The sequence below is a fragment of the Mycobacterium sp. 1245852.3 genome (genome assembly GCF_001669335.1).
GTDB classification, from domain to species: domain Bacteria; phylum Actinomycetota; class Actinomycetes; order Mycobacteriales; family Mycobacteriaceae; genus Mycobacterium; species Mycobacterium europaeum_A.
In genome coordinates this window covers 16,614-30,916 of the sequence record NZ_LZLL01000459.1, presented here as the reverse complement: position 1 = coordinate 30,916, position 14,303 = coordinate 16,614, and the positions used below count along the sequence as shown (strand labels likewise).

Sequence of the window (14,303 nt, the reverse complement as noted above, 5' to 3'; positions counted from 1 at the left end):
ACGGTGCTGGTGGGCGGGGGCAGCGAGGCGGTCGAGGGGACCGCGCGGGCCCTGGCGATCCTGTTGGCCTGCAGCGCGCCGGTGATTGTCGCGGTGGTGGCGGGGGCGACCTACTGGCTGGTGCGCCGCTCGCTGCAGTCGGTGGACGCGATCCGGACCAGGGTGGCCGACATCTCGACGTCCGATCTGGCCGAGCGGGTTCCGGTCCCCGACAGCCACGACGAGATCGCGGCCCTGGCCGTCACCATGAATGAGATGCTCTCGCGGCTGGAAGCGGGTCACCGCGCGCAGCAACGCTTCGTCGGCGACGCCTCCCACGAGCTGCGCAGCCCGCTGGCCACCATCATCTCCGGGCTGGAAGTGGCCGAGGCCCATCCCGACCTGCTCGACGCCGAGCTGGCGGTCAATACGTTGCTGCCCGAGGCGCAGCGCATGCACACGCTGATCGAAGACCTGCTGCTGCTGGCCCGCGCGGACGAGCAGCGGCTGCTGCGGCGCAAGGAGCCGGTGGCCCTCGACGACCTCGCGCGGGCCGAGGCCGACCGGGCCCGGCGCGACGCACGGTGCGTGATCCACACCGATCTCCGTCCGGTGCGCCTGGACGCCGACCCGGTGGCGATGTCGCGGATGATCCGCAACCTCGTCGAAAATGCTGTGCGACATGCGATTTCGTGTGTCGCCATCGAAGTCCGCGGCGATGACGCGACGGCGATCCTGACCGTCAGCGATGACGGCCCCGGAATCGCCCCCGCCGACCGCGACCGGGTGTTCGAACGTTTCGTGCGCCTGGACTCCGACCGGGCCCGCAGCGGGGGTGGGACCGGGCTGGGCCTGGCGATCGTCACCGAGGTCGTCACCGCCCACGGGGGCACGGTCGCCATCGACGACCCGCCGTACGGGGGAACCACGATGGTTGTGACGTTGCCGCGGCAGGGGTCTCAGCACAGCAACCGGTAGCCGACGCCCCGGATCGTCTCGATGGTGTTGGTACCGAAGGGAACATCAATCTTGCGGCGCAGGTAGCCCACATAGACCTCGACGACGTTGTCCGGGCCGTGATGGTGGGCATCCCAGACGTTCTGCAGGATCTCGGCCTTGGTCACCACCACGTCCATGTTGCGCATCATGTACTCGAGCACGCCGTACTCGCGGGGAGTCAACGCGATCGGCGTCGAGCCCCGTTTCACCGTGTGCCGGGCGGGATCGAGCGCCAGCGACCCGGCTTTGAGCACCACCGGCCGCGCCGGTGCGCCGCGGCGAACCAGCGCCCGCAGTCGCGCCACCAGCACCCGGAACGAGAACGGCTTGGTCAGATAGTCATCGGCACCCAGATCGAACGCATCGGTCTCGTCGTATTCGCCGTCCTTGGCGGTGAGCATGAGCACCGGCGTCCACACGTTGTGCGACCGCATCCGCCGCAGCACCTCATAACCGCTGAGGCCGGGCAGCATGATGTCGAGAACGATTACGTCAAAAGCGTTTTCGGTGGCTTCCCGCAGCCCGTCGACACCGTTGCCGACGGCCACCACGACGAACCCCTCCGCCTTGAGCCCCCTGGTCACGGTCGCGGACAGCCGTGGTTCATCCTCGACGAGCAGGACTCTCATGTGTCAACGCTACGTCGAGGGCCGGACCCGGCCTCAGTCGGGCCAGCGAGCCTCGATCAGCACCTCGGCGAACGGGCCGCCCATGCGGCAGAACCGGTTGGTCGCCACCCACACGGCGCCGGCGCTTCGCAGCGTGATGCGCACCGGGTGGCCGACGAGGGTCTCACCGGGAGTGGTGTGGCTGAAGAACGTCGTCAGGCGCTCGACGTCGACGTCGATTGCCCAGTCGGGCCACGGTCGTTCGAAGAAGTCGCGGTTGAACCACATGGTCGGGCATTCCTCAATGCGACGCTCCCGCAAACCCATTGGGGGAAGCATCATCACGGGCGTGCCTGCAAGCTGGCGCGTGCCGGGTGGCATCCCCGCTCCTTTGTACGCCGTGATCACCGATCTTTGCCACGCTACGGCCGAAGCGCTGTGAAATCGTTGAGAGCCGGCTCGGGCCGGCGTCATTGCCGCGGGTGGCGCCCGGTTTCGGAGTTAACTTCTCGCTGAGCGCTGGCGCCGGACCGGCCGGTCAGCGCGCGTCGCGGTCCGAGTGCTCGGCGCCGCCGGCCGGATCGGCTTCCGGCGCATCGTCTTTGGGCTGGCCGGGGTGCCGGCCGGGGCGCTGCGGGATGATGACCAGCAACACCGCGATGAGCGCCGCGATCACCGCGGAGGCCAGCGGGCGGCTCCACGCCAGGCCGCCGTCGGCGACGGGCTTGTCGATGAAGTCACCCACCGTCGCCCCCAGCGGCCGGGTGAGGATGAACGCGACCCAGAACAAGGTGACGCGGGAAATGGAGGTCCAGAAGTACAGGGCGGCGACCGCCGCCAGGCCGACCGCGAACACCAGCGCGCCGCGTTCGTAACCGAGATCGCGGGTGTCGGCCAGCCAATCGCCGAGCGCGGTGCCCAGCGTCTGCGAGAAGGTGATGGTCGCCCAGTAGAAGGCCTCCACTCTGGGCGTCGAGACGGTGCTGACCGATACGGTGCCCTGGGACCACCGCCACCAGCCCAGGGTGGCCAGCAGGCAGGCCAGCAGCAGCAGCGATCCGCCCGTGTAACCGATGCCGAGCGAGCGGTCCGCGAAGTCGGCCAGCACGGTGCCGAACGTCGTCGAGGCCACGATCGTCGCCCAGTACAGGACCGCGTGGAACCGCTTGGCCAGGATCTGCGCCGCAACCAGCGCCACCAGCGCGACGCCGAAGATCGCGACCCCGGCGGCGTAGCCCCAATTCAGGGTCATCGTGACGGTGTCGCCGCCCGTCTCGCCCAGCGTCGTCGCCAACACCTTGATGACCCAAAAGCCGAGGGTGACGGCCGGCACCTTGGTCAACGCGAGTTTCGAGACGTCGGTCATGCTCGTTATCTTCCGCCATCGGTGCGCGACACGGAATCCGGAGTTTGACGGCATGGCAGGTTCTGCTCACCGGGATCACAAAGCCGACGGGTTCCCGCAGGTGGCGCAATGGCGCGGCGGGTGGCGGTTTTCGCTGGTCGGGCCCGAACGCCGCCCGGCGCAATACGCCCGGGGGCCGTCACCGACGCCCATCGGCGACCCGAAAAGTGGCCCTGAGCTGCGTTAGCGTGACTCCCGTGGCGCACCCAGTACCTAGCCGGGATATTCAAGACTCCCGGGCCAATCGCGCCCGCCGGGTCGCCGACGTGCTGCGCCAACAGATCCACGCCGACGCCTATCCGGCGGGCCTGCCCGCCGAACAGCAGCTGGCCGCCGAATTCTCGGTATCGCGCAACACCATTCGCGAGGCGCTGGCCGTCCTCAAGCAAGAGGGGCTGATCGACCGCGGGCCGAAGGTGGGCACGCACGTCGCGCAGCGCAAATACGACCACGGCCTCTACGCGCTGCTGGGCCTGAAGGAGACGTTCAAGGATCTCGGCGAGGTCCGCAACGAGGTGCGCGCCGCGATGCCGGTCACCGCGCCGCCGTCGGTGGCCCGCCGGCTGCGGCTGCAGCCGGGCGAGCCTGCGGTGTTCGTCGAGCGGTTGCGTTACCTGGGTGATCTGCCGCTCAGCCTTGACCTCACCTACCTCGCCCCGGACATCGGCCGGCGGGTGCTCGACCATCCGCTGGAAACCAACGACCTGTTCTCCCTCATCGAGGAGGTGAGCGGGCAGCGGCTGGGCTCGGCGGCGCTGGCGCTCGAGGCCATCCCGGCCGACGCGCACTCGGCGGCCACGCTGCAGGTGCCCGACGGCGCGGCGCTGCTGATGCTGGAGCGGCTGACCAGCCTGGCCGACGGCACCCCGGTCGACCTGGAGTACATCCGGATGCGCGGTGACCGAATCACCATGCGCGGCAACCTAACTAGAGCCGAGCCGACGAGGAGCAACCCATGACGCTGATCAACAACAACCGCGCCGACGTGCCGGTCACCATCGACGAGTCGCTGTGTATCGACGGGTGCACGCTGTGCGTGGAGGTCTGCCCGCTGGATGCGCTGGCCATCAACCCCGACACCGGCAAGGCCTTCATGCACGTCGACGAGTGCTGGTACTGCGGCCCCTGCGCGGCGCGCTGTCCCACCGGCGCCGTCACCGTCAACATGCCCTATCTCCTTCGCTGAAAAGCATTCAACCCCAGGATCTTTGATGAAACGACGCGCCATTGCGCTGGCGTCGGTCGTGATCGCGATCGCCGCGCTCACCGCCGGTTGCTCACTGGAATCCCTGTCGCAATCATCCGGTGTGGTCAACGTGGTGGTGGGATATCAGTCCAAGACCATCAACACCGTCACCGCCGGTACGCTGCTGCGCGCGCAGGGCTACCTGGAGCGCCGGCTGGCCGACATCACCACCCGCACCGGCACCAAATACGCGGTGCGCTGGCAGGATTACGACACCGGCGCGCCGATCACCGCGCAGATGCTCGCCGAGAAGATCGACATCGGCTCGATGGGCGACTACCCGATGCTGATCAACGGCTCCAAGACGCAGGCCAACCCGCTGGCGAAAACCGAGATCGTCTCCATCACCGGCTACAACCCCAAGGGCGCCCTGAACATGGTGGTGGTGGCGCCGGGTTCGTCGGCGACCACGTTGAGCGACCTGGCCGGCTCCAAGGTCTCGGCCAGCGTGGGGTCGGCCGGGCACGGCACGTTGATGCGAGCGCTGGACCGGGCCGGGATCAAAGGTGTGGAAGTGCTCAACCAGCAACCGCAGGTGGGCGCATCCGCTTTGGAATCCGGTCAGGTGCAGGGTCTTTCGCAGTTCGTCGCCTGGCCCGGCCTGCTGGTGTTTCAGGGCAAGGCCAAACTGCTCTACGACGGGGCCGAACTGAACCTGCCCACCCTGCACGGGGTGGTGGTGCGGCGCTCGTATGCGGCGTCGCATCCGGAGGTGCTGGGCGCCTTCCTGCAGGCACAACTGGACGCAGGAGACTTCCTCAACTCCAAGCCGCTCGAGGCGGCGCGCATCGTCGCGCAGGGCAGCGGCCTGCCGCAGGAAGTGGTGTACCTGTACAACGGCCCCGGCGGTACCTCGTTCGACACCACCCTCAAGCCGTCACTGGTGGAGGCGCTGAAAAACGATGTGCCCTACCTGAAGTCGATAGGTGACTTCGCCGACCTCGACGTGTCCGGCTTCGTCCAGGACGGGCCGCTGCGCACCGTGTTCGGCGCTCGCGGCCTGAACTACGACGCGGCCCGGGCCGCCACCGCCAACCCGTCCGCGCTGCGCGGGGATCCCGCGCTGGCAAGCGAACTGTGGCTCGACGGTGCCGATTCCACCCAAACGGTCGCCGACCCGACCAGCCTGCTGCGGGCCGTGCGGGACGCGACCGCCCACGGCGCCAAAGTCCGCGCCGCCTACGTTCCCGACGCGGAGCTGGGCACCCGGTGGTTCGCCGACAAGGCGGTCTGGGTGCAAAACGGACAGAACTATCTGCCGTTCGGAACGCCGGCCGGCGCGCATCGTTACCTCGCCGCGCACCCGGGCGGCACCATCGTGAATTACGAACAGGCCCTTGGAGGTTCGGTATGACTGCCTATCTGACCGGCGACCCGGCAGCCCCGGTGTCCGCGCAGGTCGTCGACACGGTCCCGGCGGCGGCCACCCCGCGGCGCGCCGGCTCGCCGTGGCAGTGGCGGCTGCTTCGGCTCGTGTCTGTGGTGGTCGCGATCGGGCTGTGGCAGCTGCTCACCGCCGACAAGGTCCGGCTGCTGCTGCGCTTCGACACGCTGCCCACCGTCACCGAGATCGTGCACGCGCTGGGCCGCCGGCTCGGGACTTCCGAGTACTGGCTTGACCTGGCGCAGTCGCTGATCCGCATCCTCACCGGCTTTGGCCTGGCCGCGGTGGTCGGCGTCGCGACGGGGGTGCTGCTGGGCCGATCCCGGTTGGTCGCCAACACTTTCGGCCCGCTGACCGAGTTGGTCCGGCCCGTCCCGGCCATCGCGATGGTGCCCGTGGCGATCCTGCTGTTCCCGACCGACGAGGCGGGCATCGTGTTCATCACCTTCCTCGCGGCGTACTTCCCGATCCTGGTCAGCACCCGGCACGCGGTGCGCGCGCTGCCCACGCTGTGGGAGGACTCGGTGCGCACCCTGGGCGGCGGCCGGTGGGACGTGCTCAAGCAGGTGGTGTTGCCGGGCATCCTGCCGGGGGTGTTCGGCGGCCTGTCGGTCGGCATGGGCGTGGCGTGGATCTGCGTGATCTCCGCCGAGATGATCTCGGGCCGGCTCGGGATCGGCTATCGCACCTGGCAGGACTACACCGTGCTGGCCTATCCCCAGGTGTTCGTCGGCATCATCACCATCGGCGTGCTGGGTTTCGCGACAGCGGCGGCCGTCGAGGTCGTGGGCCGCCGGGTGACCAGTTGGCTGCCGCGAGCGGAGGAGGAGCAGCGATGACTCTCGAACAAGCCCTCAAACAAGTCCCAGTGAGCCTGGAACTGGATCGGGTTCGCTTGTCCTACACCGGAGAACCCGTGATCGACGGGCTGAGCCTGACGGTGCGCCCGGGGGAGATCCTGGTGCTCACCGGTCCCTCGGGCTGCGGCAAGTCGACGGTGCTGCGCGCCCTGGCGGGGCTGCTGCGGCCCGACGCGGGCCGGATCGTGGCCGACGGCGACGAGGTGACGACCACCTCGGGCGACCGGGGCATGGTGTTCCAGGACAACGCGCTGCTGCCCTGGCGCACCGTGCGCTCCAACATCGAGTTGGCCCTGCGGCTGCGCGGCGTCTCCCGCGCCGGGCGGCGCGCCGAGGCGGACCGCTGGATCGCCGAGCTGGGGCTGACCGGTTTCGGCGACTATCTGCCCAAGAGCCTGTCCGGCGGCATGCGCCAGCGCGTCCAGCTGGCCCGCGGGCTGGCCGGGGCGCCGCGCGCGGTGATGATGGACGAGCCGTTCGGCGCGCTGGACACCCAGACCCGCACGGCCATGCAGCGGCTGCTGATCGACACCTGGCGTGCCCATCCGACGACGATCGTGTTCGTCACCCACGACGTCGACGAGGCGCTGCTGCTGGGCGATCGAATCGCCGTGCTGGGCAAGGCCGGTCAGCCGCTGCGCACCCTGGTCGACGTGCCGGAGCCGCGCGTCGATCGGCAGCGCGCCGCGCTGCGCGCCGAAGTCGTTGCGGCGCTGGATCACTCGGCGGTGGCGGCATGATGCAGATTCCCGACCCGGCGACCCCCATCCGGCTCGACTGTGACGTGCTCGTCATCGGCGGTGGCACCGCGGGCACCATGGCCGCGCTGTCGGCGGCCGAGAACGGCGCGCAGGTGCTGCTGCTGGAGAAGGCCCACGTGCGCCATTCCGGCGCCCTGGCGATGGGCATGGACGGGGTGAACAACGCGGTGATCCCCGGCAAGGCCGAACCGGAGGACTACGTCGCCGAGATCACCCGCGCTAACGACGGAATCGTCAACCAGCGCACCGTGTATCAGACCGCCACCCGCGGGTTCGCGATGGTGCAGCGGCTGGAGCGCTACGGCGTGAAGTTCGAGAAGAACGAGCACGGCGAATACGCCGTGCGCCGGGTGCACCGCTCGGGCTCCTACGTGCTGCCCATGCCCGAAGGCAAGGACGTCAAGAAGGCGCTGTATCGCGTGCTGCGGCAGCGGTCGATGCGCGAGAAGATCCAGATCGAGAACCGGCTGATGCCGGTCCGGGTGTTGGTGGACGGCGGGCGCGCGGTCGGTGCGGCGGCGCTGAACACGCGCACCGGGGAATTCGTCACGGTCGGCGCCAAGGCGGTCATCCTGGCCACCGGCGCGTGCGGCCGGCTCGGCCTGCCCGCCTCGGGCTACCTGTACGGCACCTACGAGAACCCGACCAACGCCGGCGACGGCTACTCGATGGCCTACCACGCAGGCGCGGAACTCTCGGGCATCGAATGCTTCCAGGTCAACCCACTGATCAAGGACTACAACGGCCCGGCGTGTGCGTACGTGGCGAATCCCTTTGGCGGCTACCAGGTCAACGCGCACGGCGAGCGGTTCGTCGACTCCGACTACTGGTCGGGGCAGATGATGGCCGAGGTCAAGAGCGAGATCGACTCCGCGCGCGGGCCCATCTATCTCAAGGTGTCGCACCTGCCCGACGAGACGCTGACCGCGCTGGAAAACATCCTGCACACCACCGAGCGGCCGACCCGGGGCACCTTCCACGCCAACCGCGGTCATGACTACCGCACCCACGACATCGAGATGCACATCTCCGAAATCGGCTTGTGCAGCGGGCATTCCGCGTCGGGGGTGTGGGTCGACGAGCACGCCCGCACCACGGTGCCCGGGCTGTACGCCGCCGGCGACATGGCCTGCGTCCCGCACAACTACATGATCGGGGCGTTCGTCTTCGGCGATCTGGCCGGCACGCACGCCGCCTCGACGCTGACCGAAGTGGCTGCGCCGCAACGGCTTCCGGACGATCAGGTGCGCGAGGCGCACGAGCTGATCTACCGCCCGCTGCGCCATCCGGACGGACCGCCGCAACCGCAGGTCGAATACAAGCTGCGTCGCTTCGTCAACGATTACGTCGCACCCCCCAAGACCGGGGCCAAGCTGTCGCTGGCCATCCGCACCTTCGAGCGGATGAGCGCCGAGATCGCCGAGATGGGCGCCCGCAATCCGCACGAGCTGATGCGCGCGGTCGAGGTGTCGTTCATCCGGGACTGCGCCGAGATGGCCGCCCGATCGTCGCACACCCGCACCGAATCGCGCTGGGGGCTGTACCACGACCGCGCCGACCTGCCGGGCCGCGACGACAATCAATGGGGTTATCACCTCAACCTGCGCAAGGACGACCACGGCGAGATGGTGTTCCTCAAGCGGCCGGTGGCGCCCTACTTCGTGCCCGTCCCGGAGCTGGACGGCCTGCCGCCCACCGACCAGACGGTGTACCCGGTGGAGCAGCCGCCGCTGGTCGGCGGGCAAGCGCCGGCCACCGCGGTGTCCCGAATCAACTCGGCCAGCACGACATTCGAGCCGCCCTCGCCGCGCATCGCCGAGGTGCTGGCGCTCGAGGAGCCCACGATGGCCGACCTCGGCCCCTATCTCGCCGACGCGGATCCCGGGGTGCGCCGCACCGCGGTGTCGACGTTGACCGAGCACATCCCCGACGGGTACGCGCCGGCGCTGGTGGCCGCGCTGAGCGACGACGACGCGGGAGTCCGACTGACCAGCGCCGACGGCATCCGCGAGCTGGTCGAGGTGCTGCCGGAGCCGGAAAGCGTGCGGCGGCACCTGGATTCGGGCGATCGGGTGGTGCGGGCCGCGGCGGTGTATGTGCTGGCCGCCCGCCGGGCCGGCGACGCCGGGCAATACCGTCGCGCCCTCGAGGACGTCGATCATCGGGTGCGCATCGAGGCGGTGCGCGCGCTGGTGTCCGTCGACGACGCGGCCGGCGTGGTCGCCGCCGCCGACGACGAGAACCGGGAAGTCCGCATCGCGGCGGCGGCCGGGCTGGCGACGCTGCGGGGGGCGGCGGCCCCGGCGACCGGGGCCGTGCGCCGGCTCGTCGCCGACTCCGACCCGTTGGTTCGGGCGGCCGCGCTGGCGGCGTTGGGCCAATTGGGTTGCGGCGAAGAGGATTACGCCGCCATCAAGCAGGCGCTGCGGGCGCCGGCCTGGCAGGTGCGGGAAGGCGCGGCGCGCGCCCTGGGCGGCGCGCCGGTCGACTTCGCGGTTCCGCAGCTGGCTGAGGCGCTCGGTGACGCCCATCTGGACGTGCGCAAGGCGGCCGTGCTGAGCCTGACCCGGTGGGCCGGCGAGCCCGCCGCCCGGGACGCGCTGGGCATCGCGCTCAAGGACGGCGACGCCGACGTGCGGGCCTACGCGCGCCGCGCGCTCGAACTCGACGGCGCGGTGCAGCACAGCTAGTCAGCGCAGAATCTTGGCGTAGAGCAGGCTGTCCTGGGGCTCGGGCCCCATGGTCGGGTAGACCGCGTGCCGGGCCAGCCGCCCCTCCAGGAAGAAGCCGGCGTGCTCGAGCAGTCGCGCCGAGCGCGTGTTGTCCACGCTGCAGGTGGCCCACACCCGATACACCTCGCGGTCGGCGTCGAGGGCGGCGAGCAGCATGCCGAGCACCTCGGACATCAACCCCTTGCCCCACCAGCGGCGGCCCAGGCAGTAGCCCACCTCGACCGAGTGCGGCGCGGAGCGCCGGCAGCTGGCCAGCCCGATCACCTCGCCGCGGTGCCGCGACTCGATCACCCAGGTCTTCTCGTCCGCGCTGGTGTTGAGCTTCTCGGTGATCACCCGCCGCGTGGCGGCCACGTCCGGGTGCGGCGCCCACAGCAGATATTTGGTGACCTGTGGATCGCGGGCGACCCGCTGGAACAGCGCACCGGCATCGTCGAGCGTGGGCGGCCGCAGCGACAGCCGCGGCCCGCTGATGCGGTCGGGTGGATATTCGGGCATCGCGATGTGACTTTAAAGGCCGAGGGCGCGATAGGTGTTGCGGACGAATCGTGGTTGCGCCGTGCGCAGTTTGGCCAGCGACGTGTTGCCGGCGACGGCGGTGGCGGCATCGACGGTCAGGTCCGGCAGATTCTGGATGAGGTAGAGCAGGATCAGATCCGCGTCGGGGTCCGCCTGCCACCAGGTCCCGTACGCGCCGGGCCAGCTGAAGGTGCCCAGACCGCCCGGCCCGAAAAGCGGTGCGCTCTTGGCCGGATCGGTCACCACCGACAGGTTCAACCCGAAGCCGCGGCCGACCCAATAGGGTGCACCCAGGAAGTTGTGCCGCTTCTGTTCGTCGGTGAGCCGGTCGGTGCGCATCAGCCGGACGGATTCTTCCGAGAGGACCCGCACGCCGTCGAGTGTCCCGTCGCCGAGCAGCATCCGGACGAATCGCAGGTAATCGTCGGCGCTGGACCACAATCCGCCGCCGGCGTTGCAGAACGAGGGCGGGGTGATGTGCGGCGGCCCCATCACGCCGTGCTGCAGCCGGCTGTGCTCGTCGAGCCGATACATGGTCGCCGCGCGGCGCCGCGCCTCGGGCGAGACGAAGAACCCGGTGTCCGTCATCCCCGCGGGGCCCAGGATTCGTTCGTCGAGCACCTGGTGGAACGGCTTGTCCTCGATGCGGGCGGCGATGACGCCCAGCAGGTCGATGGAATGGCTGTAGGTGACCCGGTCCCCGGGCTGATGCACCAGCGGCAGCTTGGCCAGCGCGGCCAGCCAGGCGTCCGGGCCCTGGTTGAACGGCAGCCGCATATAAGCCTTGGCGATCGGCCCGGACACCGAGAAGCCGTAGGCCAGGCCGCTGGTGTGGGTGAGCAGATCCTCGATCAAGATGGCGCGGTTCACCGGGTGGGTGCGGTCCAGCGGGCCGTGCGGATCGTCGAGCACCCGCAGGTCGGCCAGCTCCGGCGCCCACCGGGTCACGGGATCCTTCAGCGTCAGCTTGCCCTCGTCGACCAGGCTCATCACCGTCGCGACCGTCACCGGCTTGGTCATCGACGCGATGCGAAACAGCGTGTCGCGCTGCATCGGCAGCCCCGCATCCACGTCGCGGTAGCCGATCTCGTTGACCTGCAGGAGTTCTCCGCGCTGCCAGACCATGGTGACCGCGCCGGCAAGCAGGCCGGCGTCGCACACTTCGCGGATGGAGGCGGCGTTGCCTGTGAGGGTCGAGCGGGTCGAGCGATTCACCTGGTCAGGGTAGCGGGCCGGTCGGGCGGTCCTCAGATTCGGTCGATTCCCGCGATCAGGGTGGCCACCCCGGACGTGAGTACACCCGCAATCAGCAGCGTCGCGCCGAGCCACACGCTCGCGATCATCCGGTTCGGGCGCGCCGGGTTGCGGCCGAGCACCGACAGGAAGAATCCCGCGGGCATCATGATGGCGGCCAGCAGCACGGCGATCGCTCCGCCGTTGGCCACAGCGGGGCTCGCCCCCGCGGCGTTGCCGACCACCGACAGCAGTAGGCCCAGCATCACGAGCACACCGGCGTGCGCATGGCCCGCTCGGAAAAACGACTTCTGCAGGCCGTTGGCCTCGTGATTTCCGGTGACCACGCGCAGCAAGAAGGCGCCGCCGGACGCGATGGTGACGACCGAGATGATGGTGGCCCCCACCGTGATGCTCATGAAGGGAGTGATCAGCGAGGTGCTCATAATAGCTTCCTGAAATCGTATTGATCGATTAGATATTTCTACTATCCAATAGTGGATAATCGAAGTATCTAATGTCAAGATGTTGTGGCAGGACTTCTTCAAGGAGCGCTTCCGTGCTGATGTCGGAGCTGGCGAGTCGCACCCATGTGTCGGTGCCGACGATCAAGTTCTACCTACGCGAGAACGTGCTGATGCCAGGCCACGCAGTCAGCTCGACCCGCGCCCACTACGACGAACGGCACGTCCGACGGATCGCGCTGATCAGGGCGCTGTCCGCGCTCGGTCTCTCGATCTCCCAGATCAGGTCGGTCGTCGAACTCATCGACAACCCGGGCCGGTCGCTTTTCGCGACGCTGGGCGCTGCGACAGCGGCGCTTTCGCGCCCCACCCAAGCCGCAAGCGATGGGGACTGCCCACAGGCTCGGGCCGCGTTGTCAGCGCTTGACTTCGAGGTGCCCGACGATCTTCCCGCGGTAGCGCAGCTTGACCGCGCGCTTGCCGACGCGCAGGCAGCGGGCGTTCCGATGACCGAGGATCGCCTGCGCGCGTACGCGCCACATATCAGTGCCATCGCCGCTTACGACATCGAGCAGATGCCGCTGGAACCGCCGGCGGCAGCAATCGAATACGCCGTGCTCGGAACTATCTTCTATGAGCCGATCCTCGCGGCACTGCGCCGCATCGCGCATGCCGGCCTGACCGCGCAACGCCTGGCCAAGAATGAGGCAGACGTCGACTAGTCGGTCAGTGCCGTCCTTGGGCGCCTTGGTATCCGGCATTGCAAGCCGGAAAAGCCGGCGGGCCTCAGCTAGGCGGCGTGGGGATCGGCCAGGTGGACGCCGATCCTGATTTCCAGCTCACCGAGTTCCACCCCGAATGGCCCGGGTGCCGGTGGCGCGCCGGAGCGATAGCGCATGCCGGTGGGCGTTATGAAATCTGCTGTATGCAAACCGTTTTCGTCGGTTTCCGCCGCGACGCGCCAACCGGGAACTTCCTTGACGTAGTTGCAACGTTCACACAAGCCCAGCCCATTGGCCGCAGTCGTCAACCCACCGCGACGATGCGGCCTGGCGTGGTCGCGGTGGCGGATGGGCGCATCGCAGTACGGGGTGCGACAGCGGCCATCGCGAAACCCGATAAAGGTGGCCAGGCTCTTCGGGAAACGCCGCGCCCGCGATTCCATCGCCACCAGGGCCCCCGAGCGCGGATGTCGGTAGAGCCGGCGCAGCGTGGCGCGGGACCGGGGGTCGAGCACTGCACCGTTCACGAGTTGGCGGGCTACGGCCGCGGGGATCGGGCCATACCCGTCGACGTTCGCCGCGGTTGGTGCAGCGCCGAACAGCGATTCGTCGGAGATGACCAGGTTGACCGCTACCGGCTGGGCGACCTCGGCGGGGCACCCGGTAACCCGCTCAACCAGCGTGTCGGCCATCACCTGGCCACGCGAGCGTTGATCGACCGTGGTGTCGGCGGCGCGCTTGAGCGCCGCGTAGACCGAAACGCCCTGTGTCACGGGCAGTAATGCCGACACCCATGTCATCGTGTCCGGGGCCGGCCGGATCGTCACTGTGCGTTCGGATTTGGCCTTGGCGGCACGATCGACCACCGCCTGCGCATTGAGCCGATAGGCGATCGCCCGGGCGGCCGCGGCTATTCGCGCGTCGCCCATCCCGTCCAACGAGGATCCGTCGCCACACAGTTCGGCGTCCAGGGCGCGGCGGTCCTCGACGTCCAGGCAAGCCGACTCACGAACGATCAGGGTGGCCCGCCATTCGGACAATCGCCCGCTCTCGAGGGCGGCCAGGGTGTGGGGCATCTCGTGAACCAACGCCTTCGCGAATCCGAGATGTCTGCCGCCCCGGGCGGGGGAGTCGTGTCGCGCCAAGGCGATCTCGCTGGCTACTCCGCGGCCGCGCTGGGCGACCGGCACTCCGGCGGCCGCCTCGTTCGCGCGGCGCAGTGCGTCGAGGGCTGCGGCCGCCCGAGCCTGGTCCGCCGCGGCCGCCGACTTGGCGCGCTCCTGCGCGGCGATCCGCGCCAGCAACGCGGCTTCCTCCGATGATTCGAACATATTTTCGACAATAGTCCGCCCACCGACAACCGCCCGCGGAACAAAAGCGTCTGTACATCC

15 protein-coding genes are annotated in these 14,303 nt (G+C 69.1%); 8 read left to right on the top strand and 7 right to left on the bottom strand.

Going from position 1 to position 14,303, the window contains the following annotated elements; genetic code table 11:
• Positions 1-957, top strand: a 957-nt coding sequence (locus A9W96_RS20475) for a HAMP domain-containing sensor histidine kinase (RefSeq protein WP_067142553.1), incomplete at its 5' end; no start/stop codon positions are given.
• On the opposite strand, the gene A9W96_RS20470 is transcribed toward A9W96_RS20475, so the two are convergent.
• The 3 genes from A9W96_RS20470 to A9W96_RS20460 form a co-directional block, all read right to left on the bottom strand.
• Positions 939-1,607, bottom strand: a complete 669-nt coding sequence (locus tag A9W96_RS20470; protein WP_067142545.1) for a response regulator transcription factor — start codon at positions 1,605-1,607, stop codon at positions 939-941. The two genes, A9W96_RS20475 and A9W96_RS20470, sit on opposite strands and share 19 nt — an antisense overlap.
• Positions 1,608-1,640: 33 nt before the next feature.
• Positions 1,641-1,967: a hypothetical protein gene (locus A9W96_RS20465; RefSeq protein WP_067142542.1), complete on the bottom strand. Its 327-nt coding sequence runs from the start codon at positions 1,965-1,967 to the stop codon at positions 1,641-1,643.
• Positions 1,968-2,124: 157 nt separating this feature from the next.
• Complete coding sequence (locus A9W96_RS20460) at positions 2,125-2,952, bottom strand: hypothetical protein (RefSeq protein ID WP_066861616.1); 828 nt, start codon at positions 2,950-2,952, stop codon at positions 2,125-2,127.
• Between the two features lie 227 nt (positions 2,953-3,179).
• Between A9W96_RS20460 and A9W96_RS20455 the strand changes: the two genes are divergently transcribed.
• From A9W96_RS20455 to A9W96_RS20430, 6 genes are read left to right on the top strand one after another with little or no spacing between them, the layout of a single operon-like run.
• Entirely contained in the window at positions 3,180-3,950 is a 771-nt protein-coding gene (locus A9W96_RS20455; RefSeq protein ID WP_067142539.1) for a GntR family transcriptional regulator, read from the top strand.
• Positions 3,947-4,177 carry a ferredoxin family protein gene (locus A9W96_RS20450; protein WP_064885673.1) on the top strand — a complete coding sequence of 77 codons (231 nt, stop codon included), beginning with the start codon at positions 3,947-3,949 and terminating at the stop codon, positions 4,175-4,177. The genes A9W96_RS20455 and A9W96_RS20450 overlap by 4 nt, the downstream gene beginning before the upstream one ends.
• Before the next feature lie 25 nt (positions 4,178-4,202).
• The gene (locus A9W96_RS20445; protein ID WP_066880564.1) at positions 4,203-5,591 is read left to right on the top strand and encodes an ABC transporter substrate-binding protein; all 1,389 of its coding nucleotides are present in this window, start codon (positions 4,203-4,205) and stop codon (positions 5,589-5,591) included.
• Entirely contained in the window at positions 5,588-6,460 is an 873-nt protein-coding gene (locus A9W96_RS20440) for an ABC transporter permease (protein ID WP_066861625.1), read from the top strand. Before A9W96_RS20445 ends, A9W96_RS20440 begins: the two co-directional genes overlap by 4 nt.
• A complete protein-coding gene (locus A9W96_RS20435; RefSeq protein WP_067142535.1) occupies positions 6,457-7,221 on the top strand; it encodes an ABC transporter ATP-binding protein in 765 nt (254 codons plus the stop codon). Before A9W96_RS20440 ends, A9W96_RS20435 begins: the two co-directional genes overlap by 4 nt.
• Positions 7,218-9,932: a fumarate reductase/succinate dehydrogenase flavoprotein subunit gene (locus A9W96_RS20430; RefSeq protein ID WP_197499588.1), complete on the top strand. Its 2,715-nt coding sequence runs from the start codon at positions 7,218-7,220 to the stop codon at positions 9,930-9,932. Before A9W96_RS20435 ends, A9W96_RS20430 begins: the two co-directional genes overlap by 4 nt.
• Here the strand turns inward: A9W96_RS20430 and A9W96_RS20425 are convergent, their stop codons facing one another.
• From A9W96_RS20425 to A9W96_RS20415, 3 genes are read right to left on the bottom strand one after another with little or no spacing between them, the layout of a single operon-like run.
• Positions 9,933-10,472 (bottom strand): GNAT family N-acetyltransferase, encoded by a 540-nt coding sequence (locus A9W96_RS20425; RefSeq protein ID WP_066880568.1) that lies wholly within the window; start codon positions 10,470-10,472, stop codon positions 9,933-9,935.
• 12 nt (positions 10,473-10,484) lie between these two features.
• Positions 10,485-11,708 (bottom strand): serine hydrolase, encoded by a 1,224-nt coding sequence (locus tag A9W96_RS20420; protein ID WP_067142532.1) that lies wholly within the window; start codon positions 11,706-11,708, stop codon positions 10,485-10,487.
• A gap of 32 nt (positions 11,709-11,740) precedes the next feature.
• Complete coding sequence (locus A9W96_RS20415) at positions 11,741-12,172, bottom strand: hypothetical protein (protein WP_231998361.1); 432 nt, start codon at positions 12,170-12,172, stop codon at positions 11,741-11,743.
• Positions 12,173-12,291: 119 nt separating this feature from the next.
• Here A9W96_RS20415 and A9W96_RS20410 point away from each other — a divergent pair, with 119 nt between their 5' ends.
• Positions 12,292-12,912 (top strand): MerR family transcriptional regulator, encoded by a 621-nt coding sequence (locus tag A9W96_RS20410; RefSeq protein ID WP_231999761.1) that lies wholly within the window; start codon positions 12,292-12,294, stop codon positions 12,910-12,912.
• Between the two features lie 68 nt (positions 12,913-12,980).
• Here the strand turns inward: A9W96_RS20410 and A9W96_RS20405 are convergent, their stop codons facing one another.
• The gene (locus tag A9W96_RS20405; protein WP_067142526.1) at positions 12,981-14,243 is read right to left on the bottom strand and encodes an HNH endonuclease signature motif containing protein; all 1,263 of its coding nucleotides are present in this window, start codon (positions 14,241-14,243) and stop codon (positions 12,981-12,983) included.
• Positions 14,244-14,303 lie beyond the last annotated feature (60 nt).